Consider the following 24,355-nt stretch of genomic DNA (forward strand, 5'->3'; position numbering starts at 1 on the left):
CAATCCTTCATTTAATTCCTCCCCCATTCATATTTATATTATAACTTATTCTTTTATTATTTTAGGATGTTAGACTATATGTAGTAATTTAATAAAGACTATCTTTGTATTAAATGTAATACACATCTATAATTATGGCTAAGGCTAAAACTACTTTCTTTTGTCAAAATTGCGGAACACAATATTCTCAATGGCTAGGTCAATGCAAAGTATGTGGTGAATGGAATACCATTGTTGAAGAGATTATCGATAAAGGCCCGAATAATTCTTTGTCTTATGATGGTTCTCCTATTAATAAGAATAAAATATATAAAATACATGAAATAGAAGCAAAAGATGAATATCGTATCTTATCAAATGATTCGGAATTAGACCATTTATTGGGGGGAGGAATCGTTCCCGGTAGTGTAATATTAATTGGAGGCGAACCCGGAATTGGTAAGTCCACTCTTTTGTTGCAAATTTCTTTACAAATACCTAGAAAAGTTCTATATGTTTCCGGCGAGGAAAGTAGTAATCAAATAAAAATGAGGTCGGATCGACTTTCCATTACAAACTCCGAATGTTATATTTTAACTGAAACTTCGACCCAAAAGATTTTAAAAAAAGCTCATGAACTAAAGCCTGAGCTCTTGGTTATAGACTCAATCCAAACTCTTCATTCTTCTTATATAGAGTCATCACCCGGAAGTATATCTCAAATTAGAGAATGCGCCTCCGAATTGATTAAGTTTGCTAAGGAAACATCTACGCCTGTATTTTTAATTGGACATATAACTAAAGAGGGATCTATTGCCGGTCCTAAAATTTTAGAGCACATGGTTGATGTGGTCCTTCAGTTCGAAGGAGATCGAAATTATGTATATCGTCTTTTACGTGCAAATAAAAATAGATATGGCTCTACTTCTGAACTTGGAATTTATGAAATGCTTACTTCAGGATTGCGTCAAGTAAAAAATCCATCTGAAATTTTAATATCTAAAAAAGATGAAAGTTTGTCGGGCAATGCAATCGCTGTTACATTGGAAGGCTTACGCCCTATGTTGGTTGAAATTCAAGCATTGGTATCAACAGCTGTTTATGGAACTCCCCAACGGGTTACGACGGGTTTTGATGTAAAACGGTTAAATATGTTGTTAGCTGTTCTAGAGAAAAGAGCAGGTTTTCATTTGGGAACTAAGGATGTATTTTTAAATGTTACTGGAGGTATACGAGTGGATGATCCTGCTATAGATCTAGCCGTTATCTGTTCTATTCTATCTTCTAATGAGGATATTTCTTTGCCTGATAATTGTTTGTTTGCAGGTGAAATAGGACTCAGTGGTGAAATAAGGGCTGTTAATCGTGTTGAACAGAGAATTACCGAAGCCGAAAAGCTTGGTTATGATGTTATTTTCATTTCTAAGTATAATAAGATTGATTATAAGAAATATAATATCAGGATTGAATTAGTTTCTAAAGTTGAAGATGTTTATAGATTATTGTTTTAATTGAATTTAATTGAAAATACTAGTACATTCAATTAATGGTAATTTTTTAACGTTATTTTGTTTTATTTAATGTAATTTTTTTTAGTGATATTTAATTAATCTAATCAAAGAGATTTATTCTTATATAGTTTATTATCTTAGCGGCAGATTTAATTTTGTTTTAATTTTATTAATTTAATGTTAAACACACTGTTTAAATGTAACTTATAGTTTTTATTTTTTTTATATTTGTTGCACTACCACTATAATTATACTAAAACTATGAATAAAGATACATCAAAATATTCTACTATAATTATTACTGATAAGAACTCTTTTGAATCAAGAATTTTTTCCGTGAAAAACAAGCATATTAAAAATTTCTTTCTTTATAAAAAGATAATTTTATTGTCTTTTATAGTCATATTTTGTCTTGTTGCCGGATTGATTAGTTATGTAAGCTATGTTTATAATCAAAAAGAAGATTTACATGTTAAAATTTCTAATCTTGAGAGCAAATTGGATTCTAAAAAACTTAATGAAATGATTCTAAATCTTAATGAGGCTGAAAAGTCGTTGATTAAGATCGAAAAATATCTCAAAGATCGTCAGGTTAAAACGCTACCAACTTCCGAAATTAAATTAAATAATACTGATAATATGGGGGGAGAATATTATCCTGTCAACGATTCTAACTTAAATTTGATTGAGAATAAAAAAGAAAGAATTTCTGACATTTTAAAAAAAATACAATATGTCCCTATAGGTCTTCCTCATATTGGAAGAATTACTTCTAATTTTGGCGTAAGAGGTAATCCAATGAAAAAAGGAACAGGTTCTGAATTTCATCCGGGTTTAGATATTGCCGGTAATATTGGGGATCCTATTCATGCTACAGCTAATGGCGTAGTTATTTTTGCAAATGTTAGAGGTGGTTATGGAAACTGCATCATTATAAAACATAATTTTGGATACGAAACTTTATATGGTCATTTATCCAAGATTAATGTTAAAGAAGGACAGACTGTAAAAGCTGGAGACGTTATTGGTCAACTAGGAAGTACCGGACGCTCAACAGGACCTCATGTTCATTACGAAATTATATACAATAAAGAAAAAGAAAATCCTAATAATTATTTAGATATAAATTAATTAAAAAATAAACTACTATGTTCAAAAAAAAAGTTACTGCTCTTGATATATCTACGGATAATATTACCACTATTATTGCCGAAGATTGTAAAGTTGAAGGAAGTATAGAATGTAAAGAATTTATAAGAATTGATGGTCAAGCATTAGGGGATATAAATAGCTTATCCGGATTGGTTATAGGCCAGAATGGAAATATTAAAGGAGATATTAGAACCAAAGAACTTATTGTATACGGCAAGATTGAAGGAGATATCTATGTTGATAATTTAAGCCTAAAAAATTCGGGTACGATCATTGGAAACATGTTAGTAAAAAGTTTCCAAGTTGAAAATGGTGCCTCATATAAAGGCACCGTAAGTATGGAACAAAATTCAAGTTCTATATCTAATGAGGATGTTTCATAGCTTTAGGGTTTTATAAAAAACCCTAAAGCTATGATTAATAAAGAAAATTTAAAATTTTCGTTTTAGGATTTTTTATCTCCTATTTTATAGGCACTTCCTAATGAGGAATTTTTAGATATATATATGGTTAACCAGCGATATAATGTATTCAGCCTGTTACCTATAGAAACTAACGATATAAGGTGTATGGATGACCAAATAACCCATGCGGGAAATCCTTTTAGAAATAAGGTGGGATGTATAAGATCGGCTACAGCCTTATTTCTTCCAATAACCGCCATGGACCCTTTATCTTTATAACGAAACTCTTTTAGTTTTTGATTATTATTAGTTATTTGTTTCTTTAAATTATCTGCTAAGTTTTTCCCTTGTTGCATTGCTACTTGCGCAAGTTGAGGATGTCCTCCGGAAAAATTCGGATCGGCAGTCATTATACAGGTATCTCCAACAGCATAAATATTTGAAAATCCTTGAACTTTATTATAGGCATCTACTTGCATACGTCTTCCTCTTCCATAAACTTCTTTAGGTATTCCTTCAAAAATTCTTGAAGTAACCCCTGCTGTCCAAATGATAGTTTTGGTTTCTATTTTTTCACCATTGGAGAAATAAATCGCATTTTCATCACAATCTTTAACTTGTGTATTTATCAAAATTTTAACTCCTAATTTATCAAGAGCATGATATGCTTCTTTATGAGACTTATCACTCATGGGACCGAGAAGTGCAGGACTACCCTCAACTAAATATACTTGAATTTGTCCTTTTAAATCTTTATAATCAACATTTTCAATGTAATTGATAATTTCTCGAATTACTCCGGCTATTTCAACTCCTGCCGGCCCTCCACCGGTTATAACTAGAGATAAAAATCTTTTCTTTTCTTCTAAATCAGTCTCTCTGCTAGCTGCTTCTAATCTTTCTAGAAGTATATTTCTCAGTAGTAATGCATCGTTTAAAGTTTTCATTGGAAAGGCATACTTTTCCAAATTTCCCATTCCGAAATAATTACTTTGGGTTCCCGTTGCTAAAATAAGAATATCATACTCTAATTCTCCATTAGACAATATTACTTTATTTTCATCTGGTTTTATTTCCAATAATTCACCTAGTCGGAACTTGACATTCTTTTTATGTCTGATAAATCTTCGGAAGGGATAGCTTATTGCTGCAGGGTCCAATATACTGGAACTTACTTGGTATATTAATGGCGGAAAAAAATTATAATTATTTTTATCAACTAAGGTAATTTCAAAATTAGAGTTGTTGGCTAACCTGGTAATAATGTTAATCCCAGCAAAACCTCCACCTATTAATACTATTTTTTTCATAATTTGCACTAAAAAATTAATTTAACGTATTGTTACAAACACATTTATTTCTCAAGAACACTAAAAAAATGTATAGCATACATTTTATCAAAGTTAAAATTTTTTTATAATTTTATTTAAACTTTTAATAAAAATTTAATGCTATCTTTGAATTTATTTTCATAAAATATGATTCAGATAGAAGATACTATAATTTCTTTAGATGTTTTTCAAAAGCAATTTATTTGTAATCTTAATAAATGTAAAGGGATATGTTGTGTTGAGGGTGATTCGGGGGCTCCTCTCGATGAGGAGGAACTTTCAATCCTTGAAGATATTTATATTCATGTATCTCCTTACCTAAGAAAGGAAGGGAGAAAGGCCATTGAACAAGAGGGTAAATATACTACGGATCTTGATGACGATTATGTAACGCCCTTAATTGAGGGTAGAGAATGTGCCTATGTAATATATGATGAGAATAATGCTGCAAAATGTGCCATTGAAAAAGCTTATGAGGATGGTAAAATAAATTTTAAAAAGCCCATATCTTGTCATTTATATCCTGTACGCCTGCAAAAATTGAGAAAATATATCGCAGTTAATTATGATGAATGGTATATATGTAAGGATGCTTGCTCTCTGGGTAAAGAACTTAATGTTAAAGTATTCGAATTTTTGAAGGAACCTTTAATAAGAAAATTCGGTGAAAATTGGTACAATCAATTGATTGAAGCCGAAAAACTTCTGGAAATTCAATAAATTTGCTTGTATTTATTTTTCAAGTAAACTATTGATAGTATTCTGAAGTTCGATATCGCTGGCAGCTATAGCATAATATTTTGCTATAGTACCATTTTGATCTAGGACCATATAACGAGGTATCCAATTTAATTCAATATATTCTGTAAATGAGTTTTTCCAACCTGATGAAAACCAATAATTCTCGCCGGAATTTAATTCATATTTACTAATACTTTTTTTCCACGTATCGAAATTCTTATCTAATGATAAATAAATAAAATCAACTTTCTTATTTTTTTCTTTAAGCTCATTCGAATTAGACATTTCCAAAAGACAATCTCTACACCACGATGCCCAAAACTTGATTACCATTACTTTTCCCTTATGTTTGTCAATTATAGATTGTATCGTTATTTCATTGTTATCTGTATCAATGACTTCTTCCTGTAAAGCCTCTTGTGAAAATTCCGTTTTGGAAATTTGCGGAATTTGTTGACTGAAAATTATGGTATTAAAAATACCTAAAAATATAGTTGTTACAATTGTTTTCATCTTATATTTTTTCGAATCTGAAATTTTCACCCAGATATACTTGACGAACTACCGGATCATTTGCTAGCTCTTCGGGATATCCTTCTTTCAAAATATTTCCTTCAAACATTATATAAGTCCTGTTTGTAATAGCAAGTGTTTGTTGAACATTGTGATCTGTTATCAATATTCCTATATTTTTATTAACTAATGAGCGAACTACTTTTTGTATATCCTCTACTGCTATAGGGTCTACACCTGCAAAGGGTTCATCTAATAAAATAAATTTAGGGTCTGTAGCTAAACAGCGCGCTATTTCACAACGTCTTCTTTCTCCTCCTGATAGTAAGTCTCCTCTATTTTTTCTAACATGTTCTAAACCGAATTCTTCTATAAGCGAATCAGCCTTTTTTTTCCGTTCTTTTCTTGAAAGTTTGGTCATTTCCAACACCCCGACAATATTATCTTCTACGGATAATTTTCTAAATATAGATGCTTCTTGGGCTAAATAACCAATTCCTTTCTGTGCTCTTTTATACATAGCATCTCGGGTTATATTGATCTTATCCAAAAAAACATTACCTTGTGTAGGCTTTATTAATCCTACAATCATATAGAAGGATGTTGTTTTTCCTGCACCGTTAGGTCCTAATAACCCTACTATTTCGCCTTGTTTTACATTTAATGAAACATCTTTGACTACTCTTTTGTTTCCGTATGTTTTTATTAAATGTTCTCCTCGTAAAATCATAAGTTCAAAAGTAATTAAAATGCTACGTTTTTACCTATCACTTTTTAAAATTTTTATAAATTATTTTTTCAAAATAATCCTAAAGGTTGTCCCTTTATTAATTTGGGAATTTTGAACAAAAATTTTACCATAATGATAATCCTTAATAATCCTCTTAGCCAGCGATAATCCTAAACCCCACCCTCTTTTTTTAGTGGTAAAACCGGGTTTAAATATTTTTTTTAAATTTTTAGACTCTATTCCTGTTCCTTCATCAGAAATGTCTATAAAAATGTTTTTTTTATTATCTTGAATTTGAAATTTGATTTTTCCTTCTCCTTTCATAGCATCGGCTGAATTCTTGATGAGGTTTTCAATAACCCAACTAAATAAAGTGTGATTCAATGAGAGATAAATAGGATATTCGGGAGCTTGGAATTCAAAAATAATTTGTTTTGACATTCTTTTCTTTAGATACATAAATGCTTGGCGGGAAACCTCTACAATATCTTCTTTGTTGAGTGAAGGAGTCGAGCCTATTTTTGAAAATCTCTCCGTTATGCTTTGCAATCGATGTACATCTCTTTCTATATTCCGTACCGGTTTTTGATCTATATTTTCCCCTTTTAATATTTCTAACCATCCCATTATCGAAGAAAGCGGCGTACCAATTTGATGTGCAGTCTCTTTAGCCATGCCTGCCCAAAGTAAGCCCTGTTCTGTCTTTTTTATGGTTTTAAAGTACCAATAAGTAAACCATACAAATAATACTATTAATATTATTAATACAAATGGATAATATCTTAGCTGATTTAGAAGTACTGAATTTTTAAAATATACATATTGATTGCCAAAAGGTAAATTAATAAGAATGGGATTGTATGATTCCTCCATTTCATTCAACTCATTTTTTAAATTTAATGGATCGGAAATAATTTTTTTATTAACATTCTTGGAATCAATATAATTTCCTTTCTGATCTACTAATATAACGGGGATGGTTGTATTTTGCTCAATAAGCTGTACCAAAAAGAATTGTGTGTTCGGAGGAATTTCCGTTTCTGTGTTTAATAATTCCAAGGTTTTAGCATAATTGGCAATCTTTACAGATTCTTCATTTTTTAATTCTTCTACTTTACTGTTAGAAAAAAGTATAATAAACAATGCCACACAAAGTGCTAATGCATATCCAGCCCAATTTCGTAATCTAACGCTTTTAAAAAATTTCATTATCAGAATTTTTTGCTTTCATATATTAAACGTTTACGAAATTTATTTATTAATTTAGAAAGGGTAATCAATAGCAAAATTAACTTGTGGCTTAAGCAAATTAATATATTTAAAGTACCAACGATCGTTTTCATCCCTTCTGGGATCATGAAATTTATAGGCAAAATCAAATCGTATAATGAAATTGCTTATATCCCAACGAATTCCCCATCCTCCTCCTATTCCCAATTCTTTATAAAAAGATTTTATATCAAACTTGTTAAGAGAATTTTTGTTAATTCCCCAGACATTTCCTGCATCTGTGAATAAAGCTCCTTCAAATCCTTTACTTGGTAAAGGAAACCTATATTCAAGCTGAGTTAATAACTTAAAATTATCAATAGCTATTAATTCATATCCATTTTTTCCTCCTAATTTTGATGTTCCCGGACCGAAACCGAACGCTTTCCAAGCACGCACATCACTGGGGCCGCCTACAGAATAACTTCGGTCGAACGGCATACTGAAAGAATTTCCGTAAGGTATCCCAATTCCGCTAAAAAGTCTTGCATTAAATGATCTTTTGCCAGTAAAAATCCAGAATTTTCTAAGGTCTATATCAAATTTGACATATTGTGAATACGGAACACCAAATATTTGTTTTATAGTCTTATTATTGGATGTGGTAAAGTCTTTGAGCGTTTTATTAAATAATGACAACATATTACCCGCCAATTCTACTTGCGCTTTCATATAAAATGGATGTTTTCCGGTAAAATACCCTAATCTTTGGTCATAGGTAAAATCATATTTGAATGATGAAATCAATACATTTTGTGTAAATCGGTACCGTCTAAATTCCATTAGATCATAGCTGTTCGCAAGATTCAAATCCGTTGTTCTTAAATAATCTTGAAAATCTATATTATTTTGTATTTGAAATAATAAATCATTGTCATTATGATTTTTCTCGTATTCTTCTTTAGCGGATGGATATTGTTTAAAGTATAAACTATAGACATCATCTCTTACTCTACTATCTTGTTCGTATATATTAAAATAGTTATTCGGATTTAAAAACTGTGTATACTGTAAGTTCCATAAAGTAATTTGATGTATTGTTGATCGTGTTGGATTAAAATTATATAATAATCCTGTATTGTAGCTTCGTTTATCTAATCCTATATTGTATTGTGCATTATATCCCACTGAAATAGCGGAAGAAGGTCCCCATGCTTTCGGGATAATGTTTTTTGCATTGATAGGCAATATAAGTTTAGGAAAAGACAAACTTGCCTGTACTGAAAGTTCGGAAGCGTTAAAGAGTTTATTATTGTTCTTTTTTGATTGAATATTTCCTAATGAACCTCCAAAGCTGACACTTAAGTTCTCTGCTCCACCGAATAGGTTTTTTGCTGTAAAGGTAAGGTTTGGAGTAATTCCAAAATTTGCAACGCCTGATGTAAATGCCTCAAATCCTAATTCATAGGAATATTTATCCATAGGTGAAAGAATAATATTGGAGATTAAGGTAGAATCTGAATCTTTTTCCGGAACGGTATTAAAGCCTAAGATATTAAAATTATTTACTTTATATATATTTCTTCTGGTACGAGTTTCCGCATTTAAGTTATATGAATGCCCTTTTTCAATGGCCAACATATCTGCTAAAACTCTATTTTTGTATTTATCCCCTAAATGGTTTACAATAAACGCAATGGTATCTTTTACCATAACTTTAGTTTTCTTGCCATCTACCAGCTTGACAAATTTTTTATTAGTTACATAAAAGCTAGAATCCACAATAGAGGTTGTTTTTTCATCGGCTTCATTATCTATAAGAGATACGTTTATTTTATTATATTTAAATCTTTTAAATTTATGTACTAAAGAATCCTTTTTAATGGTATCATCCTTTTGATTGGTTGTAACATCTCCTAGCTGACTTTTTTTGATTGATAATTTTACTGGAACATCATAAACATTTTTGGCTGTATCTACATAATAGATCACTTCATCTTTAAGTTCGTTAAAACGATAATAACCCATATTTTTAAATCGATTTTCTAAACGAGAAATCTCATTTTCAATCACATAAGCATCTAACCTATCCCCTCTCTTCACTAATGAACCTCTACTGAAAAAATTCGAAATATATTCTTCTTTTGATAATTCTCCTGATTGTGATTTTCGAGTTCCAGCTTGTCTTCTTCTATTCAAATAACGATGATATAAATCGTCTTTCATTTCATCGGCAATATCATATATAATAGTATCCATGATCATGGGACGACCTAGTCGAATAGTATATTGTACATGGGCTTTTTTTCCTGATGTAATAATGGTGTCACTAACATTTGATTTTCTCCATCCCCTGTTTTTAAAATATTGTTCTATATTTTTTGATGAAGTTTTTGATATCACAGTATCCACTAAAACGGGTGCTTCTCCATTATTATAAAAGAAACGGTCAAACCATCTTGATTTGCCCACATATTTTTGTAATTTATACTTGATATAAAGAGAATCAAGCAATTTTTGTTTTCTTTGTTTCTGACCTACTTGATAATATTCCGCATATATTGAATCAAATGCCGGATTTGATAAATCATAAAGCCATAGCCCCAGCGGAACTGTGAAGAGTATTTTTTTATTGGACTTTTGTTTTACATAATCATCTAATTCATCCTCAAATGGTTCCTTGTATTGATTAAGGATTTCTTTCCCGTTTTTATTTAAAAATGGATTTCCGTATTTATCCAAATATGGTTTTCCTTTTTTATCAACATATTTATACTTATTATCAATGAATAAATGTCCATTTTTAGGTACTTTATTAGTTCTACATGAAAAAATGAGAAACAGTTGAACAAAAATCAATAATTTTACTATAATATTGTATCTTAATTTCATTTTTATGATGTCTGCCAGTAAAATTAAAATTATTCAGTCTCTTGCAAAAAAAAAATATAGACAAAAATATAATTTATTTGTGGTCGAAGGTATAAAAAGTATTAAAGAATTTATCTTTTCAAACTTTTCTATAAAAAGTATTTACAGTACTGTCCCGATCTCTTTCCTAAAAGAGTATCAGTACCAAATTATTAGTACAGAAGAATTAAGAAAAATTAGTTTTTTAACTACACCGCATGATGCATTAGCCTTATTGGAAATTCCTTCGAATAAAATCGAAGCAATTAGTGGGATTCAATTGGTATTGGATGAAATCCAAGATCCTGGAAATCTTGGAACAATAATTCGGCTTGCAGACTGGTATGGAATAAAACAAATTTTATGCAGTAAAGGAACTACCGATGCCTATAACCCGAAGACGGTACAAGCGGCCATGGGATCATTGAGCAGAGTAAATGTAGTTTATACAGATATTTACAACGTTTTATCTCATTCAAAAATCCCTATATTGGGAACAGATATGAAGGGTGAAAATCTTTATACTACTAATTTACCTGAAAATTTTTATATTGTAATGGGGAATGAAGGAAATGGAGTTTCAAAAGAAATGAAAACATTGTGTAATCAAACACTTACCATACCGAGATTTGGCTTGGAACAAAAAACAGAAAGCCTTAATGTTGCCATGTCCACTGGGATTATATTGAGTGAATTTTTCTCCAGAATTGAAAAATTAAAAATTAAAAAAATATGAAATGGAAAGCCCATATTTCTAGTGAATATGACTGTTATACCGATATTTTTTATAAAATAATTGAAGATTTTGATTCTTTAGGAGAGATAATATTTCAAGAAAGAAACACTCTACGTAAAATCGTACATCCGATATTAGGCACTTTAGCTGTTAAATCTTTTAAAAAACCGCATTTTATTAATCAAATTGCATATGCAAGCTTTAGGAAATCTAAAGCGTATCGATCTTTTATCCATGCTGAAATCTTAAGTTCTAAAAATATAAATACACCAAAACCGATCGGTTATTTTGAAGAATTCAATTTATCTAGAATTGAACATTCTTTTTATTTTTCTAATTATTTTAATTACGATTTTACTTTTCGGGAACTAATTGAACAAAAAAACATGTTTACTGATTGGGATTTAATAATTAAAGAGTTTACCCAATTTGTATTTAAAATTCATGAGAATGATATTTTATTTAAAGACCTTTCTCCCGGGAATGTTTTGATAAAAAAAGAAAAAGAGTCATATATTTTTTATTTAATTGATTTGAATAGAATGAAATTTCAACCTTTATCTTTAGATCAAAGACTTCAAAATTTTATTCGATTATCATTAACTGATGAAATGATTCCTATTATCGCAAAGGAATATTCTTATTATAGTAATACAAATTATAATTTTATAATTGATCAATTGCATAAAAAAAACACTATATTTATTAAAAAAAAGGAAAGAAAGAAAAAAATAAAAAAAATTTTAGGTAAAACCTAATCCTTGGTTTTCTCCAAAGAACTATTTTCAAAAGTCTTTTAAAGAATAATAAATTTAAATACTCTAAGTTTTAACTTTTTTACTAATAGTTAAAAATATCAATGCATATCTATGATTATATATACGAAAACCGGAGATAATGGTACCACTGGATTATATGGTGGAAAGCGTGTAACAAAAAACCACATTCGAATTCAAGCTTGTGGTGAGGTAGATGAATTAAATTCCTATATAGGACTTATTAGAAGTTATAATTCTTATAAGGAAATTGATGAACAGCTCCATGTGATACAAAATACTTTATTTAATATTGGCGCTGAATTAGCAACTCCGTCTGATCGAATGTTTTCTACAAACGAAAAACCGAAAATTTCTTGTTTGATTTCCGATAAAAAAATATTTTTATTGGAACAATGGATAGATATTATGAGTGAAAAGGTTCCTCCTCTGAAGCAATTTATTCTTCCCACTGGAAATATCGCCACTTCTACTTCTCATGTTGCAAGAACTATTTGCCGAAGAGCAGAAAGAAGCACAGTGACTTTAAGTGAAGCTGATGAAATTCGGCCTCTTATAATAAAATATTTAAATCGATTATCCGATTATCTATTTGTTCTTGCCAGATATTTCGGGTATTTAGCGAATAACAAAGAAATCCCATGGAATCCTAATGAGTAAAGCACTTCTTTTTTTAAACGGAAAAAAACCTAAGAAAATACCTAAAGATCTTGAGTCTTATTCAATTATTACATGTACTGATGGTTCATACACAAGATATGTTAATAAATTTCCTTTGTCTGTAACTTATATATCAGGGGATTTGGATAGTATTAATTCATCAAATATTACTTCGTCAATTAAAATAATTGAAACGCCGGATCAAAATAAGACTGATTTTCATAAGGCATTAGAGCTTTTATTAAAACAAAATATATTAGAAGTAGATGTATATGGAGGAAGTGGAAAAGAAAGCGATCATTTCATAGGAAATTTGTCTACCGCTTTATTTTTTAAAAATAAACTTCGAATAACCTTCTACGATGATTTTTCAAAATTCTTTTTTTCCAATAAGAAAACTAAGCTTAAAGGGGTAAAAGGGAAAATTATTTCTTTAATTCCTTTTTTTGAGGCTAAAAATATTTATACTCAAGGATTACAATATCCGTTATTCGGAGAAACACTCCTATTACCTCAAAGGATAGGGACACGTAATGTCGCCTGTGATGATAAAGTTAGTATTTGTTATACTAAAGGGGAACTTCTTATTTATATTGGTAAATGATATTCTCAACTTATATCTGAGAATAAAATATTTTTTATTCTTATTCTTGAAAATGTGTCATTGAAATCAAATTATTGAATATGAAGAATAAAGAAACTATTATTATGATATGTGAATTTTAATTTTTATTGAGGAAATAAAGCTCTAAATCATTTAAAAAAATAAATGATTATAGAAGCTTTACATTGGTCCTTATTAAAATATTATAATGGGTAAACCTCTATTAAAAGGGTTTTCCTCCTGACATTTGCTTAGCCATAGCCTGCATCATCATCCTACCTTGTGGAGTTTGCATCATCTTCATCATTTTACTCATCTGTTCGAACTGTTTCAACAGTTGATTGATATCTTGTATGCTTCTTCCGCTCCCTTTAGCTATCCTGTTCTTTCTGGAAGTTGTAATGATTGCCGGATTTCTTCTTTCTTCCGGTGTCATGGAATAAATCAATGCTTCAATATGCTTAAAAGCATCATCGTCTATATTAATATCTTTTAAAGCTTTTCCTGCACCGGGAATCATTCCAAGCAAATCTTTCATGTTTCCCATTCTTTTAATCTGCTTTATTTGATTTAGAAAATCATCAAAACCAAATTGGTTTTTAGCTATCTTTTTCTGTAGCTTACGCGCTTCTTCCTCATCGAATTGCTCCTGTGCTCTTTCCACTAAAGATACCACGTCCCCCATTCCTAAAATACGATCTGCCATACGAGACGGATAGAAAATATCTAACGCTTCCATTTTTTCTCCGGTAGAAATAAATTTGATCGGCTTTTGAACTACTGTGCGTATTGTCAAAGCAGCTCCACCACGAGTATCACCATCCAATTTAGTTAATACTACTCCATCATAGTTCAGCACATCGTTAAAAGCTTTTGCTGTATTCACTGCATCTTGTCCTGTCATGGAATCTACAACAAATAAGGTTTCGTCAGGCTTAACTTTCTGATGAACATTTCTGATTTCATTCATCATATTTTCATCTATTGCCAAACGTCCAGCCGTATCGATTATAACTACATTAAATCTATTTTGTTTAGCATATTCTATAGCATGGCTGGATATTTCAACCGGATTTTTATTGTCAAGTTCAGTATATACTTCTACTCCTATCTGATCTCCTAAAACTTTTAATTGATCAATAGCTGCCGGACGATAAACGTCACAAGCTACTAACAAAACTTTCTTTTGTTTTTTTGTTTTTAGAAAATTGGCTAATTTCCCTGAAAAGGTGGTTTTACCGGAACCTTGTAATCCGGCTATTAATATCACTGAAGGATTCCCGGATAAGTTTATTCCGACATTTTCTCCTCCCATTAGATCGGCCAATTCATCGTGTACGATCTTAACCATAAGTTGACCAGGTGTAACTGAAGTAAGTACATTCTGCCCCAAAGCCTTATCTTGGATTCTTTTGGTTAAATCTTTGGCAACTTTATAGCTAACGTCTGCATCAACCAAAGCTCTTCTAATCTCCTTTACGGTTTCTGCAACATTTATTTCGGTAATCTTTCCACGTCCGCTGATGTTATGTAGTGCTTTATCTAATTTATCTTGTAAATTCTGAAACATATCCGTTACTTGTAATATTTGCAAAAATATAAAAGTTTTAGTTAATTTAAAAATATGTAATACAGTAAGTAATTAGAATGTACGTTTCTTTGCAAAAAAAGTTTAAAAATGTATATTTGCTTTTGTATTAAATAATATAAAAACAACATGTTTATTTATAAATACATGATTTAAAAAAACATCTAATTTTATCTATCATGAATAAAGTATTAATTACAGGGCATCAAAATCCTGATACAGATACAATTACTTCTGCTATTTCCTTCTCTTATTTGCAAAATAGTTTAGGTAAAAATACAGAGGCAGTTGCTCTAGGTACCCCTAATGAGGAAACCCAGTTTGCTCTTGATTATTTTAAAATAAACGCTCCAAGAATTATTTCCAGAGCCTCTGATGAGACCAAAGATATCATATTGGTAGACCATAATGAATTCCAACAATCTATTTCAGATATCGAAGAATTAAATATATTAGCTGTAATTGATCACCATCGTATTGCAAATTTTCATACTTCGGTTCCTTTATATTATCGCGCCGAGCCGGTAGGATGCACTCAAACTATAATTCTGAAAATGTACAAGGAAAACTCCGTTGATATTCCACCTGCTATAGCAGGGTTGATGTTATCCGGAATTATTTCCGATACTTTGTTATTTAAATCTCCGACATGCACACAAGAAGATATTAATGCGGCTCAAGAATTGGCAAAAATTGCAGGAATTGAAGCTGAAAAATACGGACTAGATTTTCTTAAAGCCGGAACTAATCTTTCAAATAAATCTGCTGAAGAACTGATTTCTCTTGATGCTAAATCTTTCGAAGTTAACGGAAATAAAATACGTGTTGCTCAAGTAAATACTATCGATTACGATGATGTCTTTTCTAAAAAAGACAGTATTGAAGATACTATCTCCAAGGAAATAAATACTCAGGGATACAATCTCTTCTTATTGGTAATTACTAATATTTTAGATAGTGATTCTAAAATATTAGCAATGGGAAATGCTGCATCTGCTGCGGAAAAGGCGTTTGGAGTTAAATTAAGTAACGGCGAAGCAATCCTAAAAGGAGTGGTTTCTCGTAAAAAGCAAATTATTCCTCAGATTACGGAAGCCTTATCTTAAATTATAAAATATATTTTATATAAAAAACACATACAGAATTCATGTATGTGTTTTTTATTATATATTCTTTACAAAAGATACCTTTATCAAACTAGCTTTTTCATAGTAATAACAATTCCATAATGCATGGCTTCATGAGTATTGTTAAGAGTTATAGCATCTTCAATTGATGAAATTTCAAATCCCATTTGAGATTCATATTTCGTGTACGATATGAATTTATTTTCATTATAATCACTTTCTAATTGGTCAATGGAAGTAATAAGTTTATCCTTTAAATATTGAATTTCGTCTTCTGTATTTATAAATCTAGGATAAGTTCCTTTTTGATAATTTTCAATCCAGTCATTGGTTATAAGCGGGGTCAGTCCTGACATCGTATAATGCAAGATTTGTTGAGAAACCAATATATGAGCAACATTCCAAAATATATTATTTTTAAAACCTTTCGGAATCTTTTGTATTTGATCCATATCTAAATCATCAATTTCTTTTACTAATGATCTGCGATAGGTTCTAAGAATTTCAAAATTTTTTTTCACTTTAAAAAGAATTTAAACAAATATATTAAAGTTATTTAATTAAAAAAATTGAATCGATATTATTGGAATTTAGCATTGAGAAATCATTTATTATCAAATTTGCAGTAGACAAATCTTGATTACCTGAAGCATCACTCTGATAACCAACACATAATATTCCAGCTTTATTGGCTGCAATAACTCCGTTAGTCGAGTCTTCTATGACTATACAATTTTCTTTGGGTTGACCTGATAATCTAACTGCCTCCAAAAAGATAGCCGGATCAGGTTTGGATTTTGGAAAATCTTCACCACTTACGATATGTTTAAAATAAGGAAATAATCGGAATCGGTCTAAAACTTTTGTTAAAGTTACTCTTGCAGAAGATGTAGCTAATATTACTTGAAAATTATTTCTATATAAATCTTCAATAAGATTTCTTACCCCTGGCAATAAATCGAGTTCCTCATCTTCTTGGAAAATTTTATTGAATATATCCCTTTTTTGCTGAACCAATTCTTCAATTCCTTGTTTTAATCCATATTTCTGTTTTAAATTTTGATATAAATTTTTCGTTGATAATCCTCTAAAGGTCTCATATTCTTCTTGTGATATATTCAATCCGATATCTTTAAAATGCTTTTTAAATGATAATTCATGAATGGGCTCCGTATTTACGATTACCCCGTCCATATCAAAAATGACTGTGTTTATCATAAAGTTTATTTTATGTGTATTTACTGTAAATGTTTTGCATCAAATAATTTTCATTTTTTTAGAATTACGATAAAATTTCTAAATAATAGGTAGAATTAAAAGCTCAAATTTAAGAAATATTATTTCTATGGCTGATTATTTCTTTGTTTACTACCTACCTGTATCTTATAGGTCTACTTATATACAAATTATTTGCTTGATTGACTGCTAATATTGAAATATTTATTGTTTACAAAATATAATACTATAAAATCTATACAAATATTTCATAAAATTATCTAATTTTGTTAATTAAAAACCGATGTAATGAAAGCTTATATTATTGTTATTGGAGATGAAATTCTTTCCGGGAGAACTTTAGATACAAATTCTAATTTTATTGCTAAAAAACTTGACCAAATAGGAATTTCTGTCAGCCAGATTTCAACTATTTCCGATAATCCGAATTCAATTATAAAAAAATTAACGGACGCTTTTGCTTCTGATAATGATTTTATAATAACTACCGGAGGATTAGGCCCTACTAAGGATGACAGAACCAAACAGACCATTGCTAACTTTTTATGCGACGAATTGATTCTAAACCAAAAAACTTTAGATTTCATTACGAAATTATATTGCACTAATGGTCGCACTATGAATGACTTGACTAAAAAACAAGCAATGGTTCCTTCAAGTTCAGAAGTTATCATAAATCGATACGGCACCGCTCCAATTTTATGGACAAAAAAATTTAATAAGGTATTAATTAATTTACCCGGAGTACCTTATGAAACTCAAGCTATGATTGATGAATTTATAATTCCAAAAATAAAAAAGGAATATAAATTACCTTATATTGTAAGACGTTCCGTAATCGTAGTTAACTATCCTGAAAGTGATTTAGCCATTACCTTGAACAATTGGGAAAGCCACCTACCTGATTTCATATCACTATCGTATTTACCATCGGGTGCGCGAATTGAGCTTAGACTTAGCGCTAAGGGAAATAATAAAGAAATATTGGAAAAGGCTATAACCAATGAAATTGAAAAGCTATCTTCAATACTCAAGGAAAACCTTATATCTGTCCAAACTACAAATATTGTTGAAATCATTGCAGATTTCTTTACAAAAAACCATCTGACTTTGTCAGTAGCAGAAAGTATTACCGGAGGAAATATCTCCCACAAGATTACTTATTTAGCTGGATCTTCTTCTTATTACAAAGGAGGTATAACAGCTTATAGTTCAAAAATCAAGGAAAGTATTTTACAAATTCCCGAATCTTACATCGATGTTCATAAAGTAGTTAGTGAAGAAATAGCAAAAGAAATGGCTAATAAATGTGCTAGTTTGTTTAATTCAACGGTTGCCATTTCTACTACAGGAATAGCCGGTCCAGGATCCGATGAATTTAATGATCCTGTAGGATTGGCTTATGTAGGTTTATATATGAATGGAAAAACATATGCAACAAAGTACTATTATCCTAACGTAACAAGAGATGAAATGATTAGCCGGATTACTAATAAGGCACTAGAAATGATTTACTTTAAAATTGTAAAAAATAAATGACACTTTTCTGTATTTATTTGGTATAATTTTAGATTTTATACAGACATATTAAATCATATGATTATGGAAAAGAGAAAATTAGGTCCGACTGATTTAGAAGTTTATCCTTTTGCTTTTGGAGGGAATGTTTTTGGTTGGACTGCCGATGAGAATACTTCTTTTGAATTATTAGATCAATATACAGAATTAGGTTTTAATTTTATTGATACGGCTGATGTATATTCTGCATGGGTACCCGGAAATAAAGGAGGAGAATCCGAAACGATCATTGGAAAATGGATTAATCGGAGAGGAAACAGAGACAAGTTAGTAATTACTTCTAAAGTAGGTGGAGAAATAGACAGTATTCATAAAGGCTTAAAAAAATCATACATTCTCTCAGAGATTGAAGAATCGTTAAAACGTTTACAAACTGATTATATAGACTTATATTTTACTCACTTTGATGACCCTGACACATCTATTGAAGAAGTTCTAGAGGCCTATCAACAATTGATCAAAGAAGGTAAAATACGTTATATAGGCGTTTCCAACATGACTACAAAAAGAATATTACAATCCTTAGAAATAAGCAAAACCAATAACCTTCCCTCCTATTCAGTATTACAACCAGAATATAATTTATATGATCGTGAGAAATATGAAAAGGAATATGAACCGTTAGCTGAAAAATATAAGTTGGGGGTTATGACGTATTATTCTTTGGCAAGTGGTTTTCTAACCGGTAAATATCATTCAGAAGAAGATTTGAATAAAAGCAAAAGAGGAGAAGGATTAAAAAAATATCTAAATGATAGAGGTTTGAGAATTATTAAAACTTTAGAAGATGTAGCTGCAAGAAATAGCGCTACACCGGCTCAAGTATCCATAGCTTGGATCATTCAAAGACCCAGTGTGACCGCTCCAATTGCAAGTGCTTCCAAACTAGGACAATTAGACATATTAAAAGCCGTGGATTTACAGCTTTCCAAAGAAGATATTACGGCCTTGAACGATGCGAGTAAATGACCTCTGAACTCATAAAAACCTAATCTCCTCAAATAAAAAAAGTGTTCAAAAAACTGAACGCTTTTTTATTTTTATAAAATAATCAAACTATATTAATTGGAATTATAATATAAATATATAATTTTTTCATTTTTTAAATTGGTTTACTATTTTCATTTTATTTTTACTCTAATTTTATTTCTTATCTTTGCAAAAAATTTTATTTAATTTCATGGAATTATACTACTCATTTTCAATTCTTATTATTTTAGCTGCTATTTTTTCATATATTAATGTTAGATTTTTAAAATTTCCATCTACTATTGGAATTATGATCATCGCATTAATTATGTCAATTATTTTAGTTCTTTTAGGGAGTCTTACTTCAAAACCTTTAAATGATATTGCTTCCCTAATCAAAGGATTTGATTTTACTGAAATATTGATGGGATGTATGTTAAATTTCCTGCTTTTTGCCGGAGCTATACATATTAATATGTCAGATTTAAAAGAGCAAAGGCTTCCTGTAATAATATTTTCCACATTGGGAGTGATAATATCTGCGATAGTAGTGGGAACAGGACTTTATTACACTTCTAATTACCTTCTTCCGATTATAAATGTACATACCGAAATACCTTTAATTTATTGCTTACTTTTTGGAGCATTAATTTCACCTACAGACCCAATTGCTGTATTAAGTATATTGAAACAGGCTAATGTTTCAAAATCATTAGAAACCAAAATTGCCGGAGAATCATTGCTTAATGATGGGGTAGCCGTAGTGTTATTTGCAATATTAGCGAATCTTGCTAATAACCCAGTTGTTGTGGCTACCGGACATATGGATTTATCATTTGCCCATATATTTGATTTATTTTTAAGAGAGGCTATAGGCGGTTTATTATTAGGAACTGCACTTGGTTACCTTGCTGCCTATGCCATAAGAACTTCTAACGATTATAAAGTTTCTGTATTAATTACCTTGGCCGTTGTTATGGGAGGATATCTTATAGCTAGATCGTTGCATACCTCTGCGCCACTTGCTATGGTAGGTGCCGGACTAATCATAGGAGAATCAAGAAGAAAATTAGGAACTACTGAAAAAAGCAGCGTAGGGTACTTCTGGGAATTGATAGATGAGGTTATGAATGCTATTTTATTCCTTTTTATGGGATTTCAACTTTTACTTATTGATGATTTGATTCATTACTGGCTTTTAGGTATTATATGCATTATTATAGTTTTATTTGCCAGATACATTTCAATTAAAATCCCTACAATAATTATTCCTTTTAAAGAAAAGTTCAGTAAAGGAACTATTGCTGTATTGGTTTGGGGAGGATTAAGAGGTGGTGTTTCAATAGCTTTAGCGCTTACCGTTCCAGACAGTGATTATAAGGAAACTATTATAGCCGTTACTTATGTAGTAGTCGTATTTTCTATTTTAGTACAAGGATTAACTGTTGGAAAAGTAGCTAAAGATATACAATAGTATACAGTTTATATATTCGATATTTTAAATGATATCAATTTAAACTATAGAAAAAGTAACTGTTTTTTAGTAAAAACTGTTACTTTTTTTATATAATACTGCGCCCCATCTTATTTACAGTTTTGTAAATTTTATTATAAAAAATTTTATCTAAAGTTATTTACATTACCAATTTATATCCTTATTTATTTAATATAATTAGTAAGAATTTAAGAATCTTCATTCAATAAGAACCAATTTCATTTTAGTTTATGTGATTTATCTCACAATAAGTTTATTTTATAATATTCTAAAATAATCACATTAAAATGTGATTTAGATGGCATATTTATTGTTTAAGATATAAAAAAACTACAAGATAATTACACTTCTTTCATTAACAAAAAATATTAAAAACATATAAAAATTTTATATTAATGCAAGGAATGGGTATTTTATGGTCTATAATTATTGGAATTATAGCCGGTTTTATTGCAGGAAGAATTATGCGCGGAAGCGGCTTCGGCATGTTTGTCAATTTGCTTGTCGGTCTTATTGGAAGTATACTCGGCGGATGGATTTACAGCCTATTTGGTTTTTCCAGTGGTGGTAAATTAGGAATGCTTTTAATGTCTGTAATTGGTTCTGTAGCCCTTTTATGGATTATATCATTATTTAGAACAAAATAACCTTATAATAAAATGTCATGAAAAAAATAATTTTAGGAACTTTCTTGGGTGCAGCTATTGGATATATCGCCAGAAAGATGCAAGAAGATGGTTTTTTCGATCAAGTATCTAATGAACTAAATAAATTTACCTCTAAAACTAAGAAAAATTTAAACAATATGGTTGATGTGGGTAAAAATGAGGCTGAATATCTAAAAGATAGAGCAAAAAAGTATGGGGAAAAAGGTGAAAGTCTTATTCAAGAAGATTAAACAATGAAATAATCCAACAATACATCCATGTAGCAGCTTATTAGCTGCTATTTTATTTAGTGTTCATTAATGCAGTATATTTATTTATGTGTGTATAATCACATTATATAAAAAATTATTAATTTTATAGCGCGACCTATTTACTTCATTTGACAATTTTATAACCTTTTAAAATTAAGATAACTAAAATATGAGATTAACCGGTACTCCTATTGAATTAGGAACTGAGAATATTGGAAAATTATTAAAGCAATATGCCATCCCTGCTATCATAGCAATGATAGCCTCCTCTCTTTATAATATTACCGATAGCATTTTTATAGGACATGGAGTCGGACCATTGGCTATTTCCGGATTAGCTATCACCTTTCCCCTCATGAATCTTGCCGCTGCTTTCGGCTCTCTTGTAGGAGCCGGTGCCGCTACTTTACTTTCTGTCCGATTAGGCCAAAAGGATTATACTACGGCAAACAGCATTTTAGGAAACGTATTCATTATGAATTTAATTATTGGTATTTCCTTTACTATTGTTTCCTTACTATTTCTAGACCCTATATTATACTTTTTCGGTGCCAGCAAAAAAACACTTCCTTATGCCCATGATTTCATGGTTATAATTCTGTCAGGAAACGTGATCACTCATATGTATCTCGGATTAAATTCAATGTTGCGCTCTTCCGGGAAACCCAAACAGTCTATGTATGCAACCATATTTACAGTACTCATAAATCTAGTTTTAAATCCCTTATTCATATTTGTATTTGGCTGGGGTATCCAGGGAAGCGCATATGCAACTATCATTTCACAAACAACTATATTAATATGGCAGATCTATTTATTTTGCGATAAGAATAATTTTATTCATATTCAAAAAGGCATATTTAAATTAAATAAATATATAGTAAAAGACTCTTTATCGATTGGTATGTCTCCTTTCTTAATGAATGCTGCTGCATCTGTTATTGTGATAATTATAAATCAGGGATTATTAAAATACGGAGGAGATCTTGCCGTTGGAGCTTATGGAATTGTTAATAGGATCGCTTTTCTATTTGTAACCGTTGTATTGGGACTAAATCAAGGTATGCAACCTATTGCCGGATATAATTTCGGAGCAAAATTATATTCGAGAGTTACAGAAGTATTAAAAAAAACGATATTAATTGCAACCCTAATCATGTGTACAGGATTTATTATAGTTGAGTCTGTTCCTCATGCGGTAGCTTCCATATTTACAACTGATAAAGAACTCATCGATATTGCATCTCTAGGGCTGAGAATAGTTTTTATTTGCTATCCCATTGTAGGTTTTCAAATCGTTACTTCAACATTTTTCCAAAGTATAGGAATGGCTAAAAAGGCTATTATTTTGTCATTAACACGTCAAATTTTGTTTTTAATCCCTTTTCTATTAATTCTCCCTAGATTTTTTGGTATTGCAGGAATATGGATAAGTATGCCTGCAGCAGATTTTTTCGCTACTATTTTGGCTGCAATTATGCTGCTTAAACAATACAAAGAATTTACTAAACCGAAATCCTGATAAACTAATATAGATATGTTATGACAGAAAAATATTTTATTACCATTGGTCGACAGTTGGGAAGCGGTGGCCGGCAAATTGGAAAGAAACTTGCTGATGCTTTACACATCTCTTATTATGATAAGGAAATCATCAATTTAGCTTCTATAGAAAGTGGTTTAAATCCCGAGATTTTTGAGCAAGCAGATGAAAAAAATTGTTATAGCTTTTTCGAAAATTTCTTAGGAATGCAACTTTCTAAAAATTATTTAGGAAACGAAAATTTATTTGAAATACAAAGTGAAATTATTAAAGAGGAAGCTCGTAAAGGTTCCGCTTTATTTGTGGGTAGATGTTCCGATTATATTTTACGTGAATTCGAAAGACGAATCGATATATTCATAACCGCTAACAAAGAAGACCGCATTAGGAGAACTTCTCAGAGAAAAAATATTTCGTTAAAAGAGGCTGAAGAATTAAATTTAAAAATAGATAGAAAAAGAAAAGAATATTATAACTTCTATAATAAAAAAAATTGGGGGCATGCAAATTCTTATCACCTTTGCATAAACTCTTCTGTTTTAGGAATTGAAAAAAGTGTAAATCTTATTAAATCATTTGTTGAACAAAAATTTAATCTTTAAAGAATTATAATAGATTAATTTTTTAAATTCCTAAAAAATGTA

General features: G+C 30.3%; 24 protein-coding genes. 16 read left to right on the plus strand and 8 right to left on the minus strand.

The window, feature by feature from the left end; translation table 11 throughout:
- Positions 1 to 134: 134 nt before the first annotated feature.
- From radA to M3Z80_RS02075, 3 genes are all read left to right on the plus strand, one after another.
- Entirely contained in the window at positions 135 to 1,490 is a 1,356-nt protein-coding gene (gene radA, locus M3Z80_RS02065; RefSeq protein WP_293917066.1) for a DNA repair protein RadA, read from the plus strand.
- Between the two features lie 261 nt (positions 1,491 to 1,751).
- Positions 1,752 to 2,621 (plus strand): peptidoglycan DD-metalloendopeptidase family protein, encoded by an 870-nt coding sequence (locus M3Z80_RS02070; RefSeq protein WP_293917067.1) that lies wholly within the window; start codon positions 1,752 to 1,754, stop codon positions 2,619 to 2,621.
- 17 nt (positions 2,622 to 2,638) lie between these two features.
- Positions 2,639 to 3,025: a bactofilin family protein gene (locus M3Z80_RS02075; protein ID WP_293917068.1), complete on the plus strand. Its 387-nt coding sequence runs from the start codon at positions 2,639 to 2,641 to the stop codon at positions 3,023 to 3,025.
- 62 nt (positions 3,026 to 3,087) lie between these two features.
- Here M3Z80_RS02075 and M3Z80_RS02080 read toward each other — a convergent pair whose 3' ends face one another.
- Positions 3,088 to 4,356 carry an NAD(P)/FAD-dependent oxidoreductase gene (locus M3Z80_RS02080; protein WP_293917069.1) on the minus strand — a complete coding sequence of 423 codons (1,269 nt, stop codon included), beginning with the start codon at positions 4,354 to 4,356 and terminating at the stop codon, positions 3,088 to 3,090.
- A 168-nt stretch (positions 4,357 to 4,524) separates the two neighbouring features.
- On the opposite strand from M3Z80_RS02080, the gene M3Z80_RS02085 reads away from it, so the two are divergent.
- The gene (locus tag M3Z80_RS02085) at positions 4,525 to 5,097 is read left to right on the plus strand and encodes a DUF3109 family protein (RefSeq protein WP_293917071.1); all 573 of its coding nucleotides are present in this window, start codon (positions 4,525 to 4,527) and stop codon (positions 5,095 to 5,097) included.
- A 12-nt stretch (positions 5,098 to 5,109) separates the two neighbouring features.
- Here M3Z80_RS02085 and M3Z80_RS02090 read toward each other — a convergent pair whose 3' ends face one another.
- Genes M3Z80_RS02090 through tamL form a run of 4 tightly spaced genes read right to left on the minus strand, consistent with a single transcriptional unit; the run spans position 5,110 to position 10,462 of the window.
- Complete coding sequence (locus M3Z80_RS02090; RefSeq protein ID WP_293917072.1) at positions 5,110 to 5,631, minus strand: TlpA family protein disulfide reductase; 522 nt, start codon at positions 5,629 to 5,631, stop codon at positions 5,110 to 5,112.
- A 1-nt stretch (position 5,632) separates the two neighbouring features.
- Positions 5,633 to 6,361, minus strand: coding sequence for an LPS export ABC transporter ATP-binding protein (gene lptB / locus M3Z80_RS02095; RefSeq protein ID WP_293917074.1), 729 nt, complete (start codon positions 6,359 to 6,361; stop codon positions 5,633 to 5,635).
- Between the two features lie 60 nt (positions 6,362 to 6,421).
- Complete coding sequence (locus M3Z80_RS02100) at positions 6,422 to 7,570, minus strand: sensor histidine kinase (RefSeq protein ID WP_293917075.1); 1,149 nt, start codon at positions 7,568 to 7,570, stop codon at positions 6,422 to 6,424.
- 54 nt (positions 7,571 to 7,624) lie between these two features.
- A complete protein-coding gene (gene tamL / locus M3Z80_RS02105; protein WP_293917077.1) occupies positions 7,625 to 10,462 on the minus strand; it encodes a translocation and assembly module lipoprotein TamL in 2,838 nt (945 codons plus the stop codon).
- Positions 10,463 to 10,466: 4 nt separating this feature from the next.
- Between tamL and M3Z80_RS02110 the strand changes: the two genes are divergently transcribed.
- The 4 genes from M3Z80_RS02110 to M3Z80_RS02125 all read left to right on the plus strand — a co-directional run bounded on the left by M3Z80_RS02110 (position 10,467) and on the right by M3Z80_RS02125 (position 13,256).
- Positions 10,467 to 11,216: a TrmH family RNA methyltransferase gene (locus M3Z80_RS02110; protein WP_293917078.1), complete on the plus strand. Its 750-nt coding sequence runs from the start codon at positions 10,467 to 10,469 to the stop codon at positions 11,214 to 11,216.
- The gene (locus M3Z80_RS02115) at positions 11,213 to 11,974 is read left to right on the plus strand and encodes a protein kinase family protein (protein ID WP_293917080.1); all 762 of its coding nucleotides are present in this window, start codon (positions 11,213 to 11,215) and stop codon (positions 11,972 to 11,974) included. The genes M3Z80_RS02110 and M3Z80_RS02115 overlap by 4 nt, the downstream gene beginning before the upstream one ends.
- 111 nt (positions 11,975 to 12,085) lie before the next feature.
- Positions 12,086 to 12,652 carry a cob(I)yrinic acid a,c-diamide adenosyltransferase gene (locus M3Z80_RS02120; protein ID WP_293917082.1) on the plus strand — a complete coding sequence of 189 codons (567 nt, stop codon included), beginning with the start codon at positions 12,086 to 12,088 and terminating at the stop codon, positions 12,650 to 12,652.
- The gene (locus tag M3Z80_RS02125) at positions 12,645 to 13,256 is read left to right on the plus strand and encodes a thiamine diphosphokinase (protein WP_293917084.1); all 612 of its coding nucleotides are present in this window, start codon (positions 12,645 to 12,647) and stop codon (positions 13,254 to 13,256) included. The genes M3Z80_RS02120 and M3Z80_RS02125 overlap by 8 nt, the downstream gene beginning before the upstream one ends.
- Positions 13,257 to 13,479: 223 nt before the next feature.
- Here the strand turns inward: M3Z80_RS02125 and ffh are convergent, their stop codons facing one another.
- Complete coding sequence (gene ffh, locus M3Z80_RS02130; RefSeq protein WP_293917127.1) at positions 13,480 to 14,826, minus strand: signal recognition particle protein; 1,347 nt, start codon at positions 14,824 to 14,826, stop codon at positions 13,480 to 13,482.
- Positions 14,827 to 15,023: 197 nt separating this feature from the next.
- Between ffh and M3Z80_RS02135 the strand changes: the two genes are divergently transcribed.
- Complete coding sequence (locus M3Z80_RS02135) at positions 15,024 to 15,950, plus strand: manganese-dependent inorganic pyrophosphatase (RefSeq protein WP_293917086.1); 927 nt, start codon at positions 15,024 to 15,026, stop codon at positions 15,948 to 15,950.
- 86 nt (positions 15,951 to 16,036) lie between these two features.
- Here the strand turns inward: M3Z80_RS02135 and M3Z80_RS02140 are convergent, their stop codons facing one another.
- Together M3Z80_RS02140 and M3Z80_RS02145 are read right to left on the minus strand one after the other, a co-directional pair.
- On the minus strand, positions 16,037 to 16,492 hold the full coding sequence (locus M3Z80_RS02140; protein ID WP_293917088.1) for a DinB family protein: 456 nt from the start codon (positions 16,490 to 16,492) through the stop codon (positions 16,037 to 16,039).
- 31 nt (positions 16,493 to 16,523) lie between these two features.
- The gene (locus M3Z80_RS02145; protein ID WP_293917089.1) at positions 16,524 to 17,189 is read right to left on the minus strand and encodes an HAD family hydrolase; all 666 of its coding nucleotides are present in this window, start codon (positions 17,187 to 17,189) and stop codon (positions 16,524 to 16,526) included.
- Between the two features lie 306 nt (positions 17,190 to 17,495).
- On the opposite strand from M3Z80_RS02145, the gene M3Z80_RS02150 reads away from it, so the two are divergent.
- The 7 genes from M3Z80_RS02150 (at position 17,496) to M3Z80_RS02180 (ending at position 24,313) form a co-directional block, all read left to right on the plus strand.
- On the plus strand, positions 17,496 to 18,746 hold the full coding sequence (locus tag M3Z80_RS02150) for a CinA family nicotinamide mononucleotide deamidase-related protein (RefSeq protein ID WP_293917091.1): 1,251 nt from the start codon (positions 17,496 to 17,498) through the stop codon (positions 18,744 to 18,746).
- A gap of 63 nt (positions 18,747 to 18,809) precedes the next feature.
- The gene (locus tag M3Z80_RS02155; protein WP_293917092.1) at positions 18,810 to 19,754 is read left to right on the plus strand and encodes an aldo/keto reductase; all 945 of its coding nucleotides are present in this window, start codon (positions 18,810 to 18,812) and stop codon (positions 19,752 to 19,754) included.
- A gap of 211 nt (positions 19,755 to 19,965) precedes the next feature.
- Complete coding sequence (locus M3Z80_RS02160; RefSeq protein ID WP_293917093.1) at positions 19,966 to 21,228, plus strand: cation:proton antiporter; 1,263 nt, start codon at positions 19,966 to 19,968, stop codon at positions 21,226 to 21,228.
- Between the two features lie 416 nt (positions 21,229 to 21,644).
- Positions 21,645 to 21,896, plus strand: a complete 252-nt coding sequence (locus M3Z80_RS02165) for a GlsB/YeaQ/YmgE family stress response membrane protein (RefSeq protein ID WP_293917094.1) — start codon at positions 21,645 to 21,647, stop codon at positions 21,894 to 21,896.
- A gap of 17 nt (positions 21,897 to 21,913) precedes the next feature.
- On the plus strand, positions 21,914 to 22,147 hold the full coding sequence (locus M3Z80_RS02170) for a hypothetical protein (protein ID WP_293917095.1): 234 nt from the start codon (positions 21,914 to 21,916) through the stop codon (positions 22,145 to 22,147).
- 190 nt (positions 22,148 to 22,337) lie between these two features.
- Positions 22,338 to 23,690, plus strand: a complete 1,353-nt coding sequence (locus M3Z80_RS02175; protein ID WP_293917097.1) for an MATE family efflux transporter — start codon at positions 22,338 to 22,340, stop codon at positions 23,688 to 23,690.
- 20 nt (positions 23,691 to 23,710) lie between these two features.
- Positions 23,711 to 24,313: a cytidylate kinase-like family protein gene (locus M3Z80_RS02180; protein WP_293917099.1), complete on the plus strand. Its 603-nt coding sequence runs from the start codon at positions 23,711 to 23,713 to the stop codon at positions 24,311 to 24,313.
- Positions 24,314 to 24,355 lie beyond the last annotated feature (42 nt).

Source organism: Apibacter sp. (genome assembly GCF_025291155.1).
In the GTDB taxonomy this organism is placed as follows: Bacteria; Bacteroidota; Bacteroidia; order Flavobacteriales; family Weeksellaceae; genus Apibacter.

Excerpts from the sequence above, each read along its gene's own strand:
- M3Z80_RS02150 (WP_293917091.1), top strand. The coding sequence starts at position 17,496 with ATGAAAGCTTATATTATTGTTATTGGAGATGAAATTCTTTCCGGGAGA.
- M3Z80_RS02085 (WP_293917071.1), top strand. The coding sequence starts at position 4,525 with ATGATTCAGATAGAAGATACTATAATTTCTTTAGATGTTTTTCAAAAG.
- M3Z80_RS02160 (WP_293917093.1), top strand. The coding sequence starts at position 19,966 with ATGGAATTATACTACTCATTTTCAATTCTTATTATTTTAGCTGCTATT.
- M3Z80_RS02165 (WP_293917094.1), top strand. The coding sequence starts at position 21,645 with ATGCAAGGAATGGGTATTTTATGGTCTATAATTATTGGAATTATAGCC.
- M3Z80_RS02180 (WP_293917099.1), top strand. The coding sequence starts at position 23,711 with ATGACAGAAAAATATTTTATTACCATTGGTCGACAGTTGGGAAGCGGT.
- radA (WP_293917066.1), top strand. The coding sequence starts at position 135 with ATGGCTAAGGCTAAAACTACTTTCTTTTGTCAAAATTGCGGAACACAA.
- M3Z80_RS02110 (WP_293917078.1), top strand. The coding sequence starts at position 10,467 with ATGATGTCTGCCAGTAAAATTAAAATTATTCAGTCTCTTGCAAAAAAA.
- tamL (WP_293917077.1), bottom strand. The coding sequence starts at position 10,462 with ATGAAATTAAGATACAATATTATAGTAAAATTATTGATTTTTGTTCAA.
- ffh (WP_293917127.1), bottom strand. The coding sequence starts at position 14,826 with ATGTTTCAGAATTTACAAGATAAATTAGATAAAGCACTACATAACATC.
- M3Z80_RS02070 (WP_293917067.1), top strand. The coding sequence starts at position 1,752 with ATGAATAAAGATACATCAAAATATTCTACTATAATTATTACTGATAAG.
- M3Z80_RS02135 (WP_293917086.1), top strand. The coding sequence starts at position 15,024 with ATGAATAAAGTATTAATTACAGGGCATCAAAATCCTGATACAGATACA.
- M3Z80_RS02170 (WP_293917095.1), top strand. The coding sequence starts at position 21,914 with ATGAAAAAAATAATTTTAGGAACTTTCTTGGGTGCAGCTATTGGATAT.
- M3Z80_RS02155 (WP_293917092.1), top strand. The coding sequence starts at position 18,810 with ATGGAAAAGAGAAAATTAGGTCCGACTGATTTAGAAGTTTATCCTTTT.
- M3Z80_RS02145 (WP_293917089.1), bottom strand. The coding sequence starts at position 17,189 with ATGATAAACACAGTCATTTTTGATATGGACGGGGTAATCGTAAATACG.
- M3Z80_RS02075 (WP_293917068.1), top strand. The coding sequence starts at position 2,639 with ATGTTCAAAAAAAAAGTTACTGCTCTTGATATATCTACGGATAATATT.
- M3Z80_RS02090 (WP_293917072.1), bottom strand. The coding sequence starts at position 5,631 with ATGAAAACAATTGTAACAACTATATTTTTAGGTATTTTTAATACCATA.
- M3Z80_RS02120 (WP_293917082.1), top strand. The coding sequence starts at position 12,086 with ATGATTATATATACGAAAACCGGAGATAATGGTACCACTGGATTATAT.
- M3Z80_RS02100 (WP_293917075.1), bottom strand. The coding sequence starts at position 7,570 with ATGAAATTTTTTAAAAGCGTTAGATTACGAAATTGGGCTGGATATGCA.
- M3Z80_RS02080 (WP_293917069.1), bottom strand. The coding sequence starts at position 4,356 with ATGAAAAAAATAGTATTAATAGGTGGAGGTTTTGCTGGGATTAACATT.
- M3Z80_RS02115 (WP_293917080.1), top strand. The coding sequence starts at position 11,213 with ATGAAATGGAAAGCCCATATTTCTAGTGAATATGACTGTTATACCGAT.
- lptB (WP_293917074.1), bottom strand. The coding sequence starts at position 6,361 with ATGATTTTACGAGGAGAACATTTAATAAAAACATACGGAAACAAAAGA.
- M3Z80_RS02175 (WP_293917097.1), top strand. The coding sequence starts at position 22,338 with ATGAGATTAACCGGTACTCCTATTGAATTAGGAACTGAGAATATTGGA.
- M3Z80_RS02125 (WP_293917084.1), top strand. The coding sequence starts at position 12,645 with ATGAGTAAAGCACTTCTTTTTTTAAACGGAAAAAAACCTAAGAAAATA.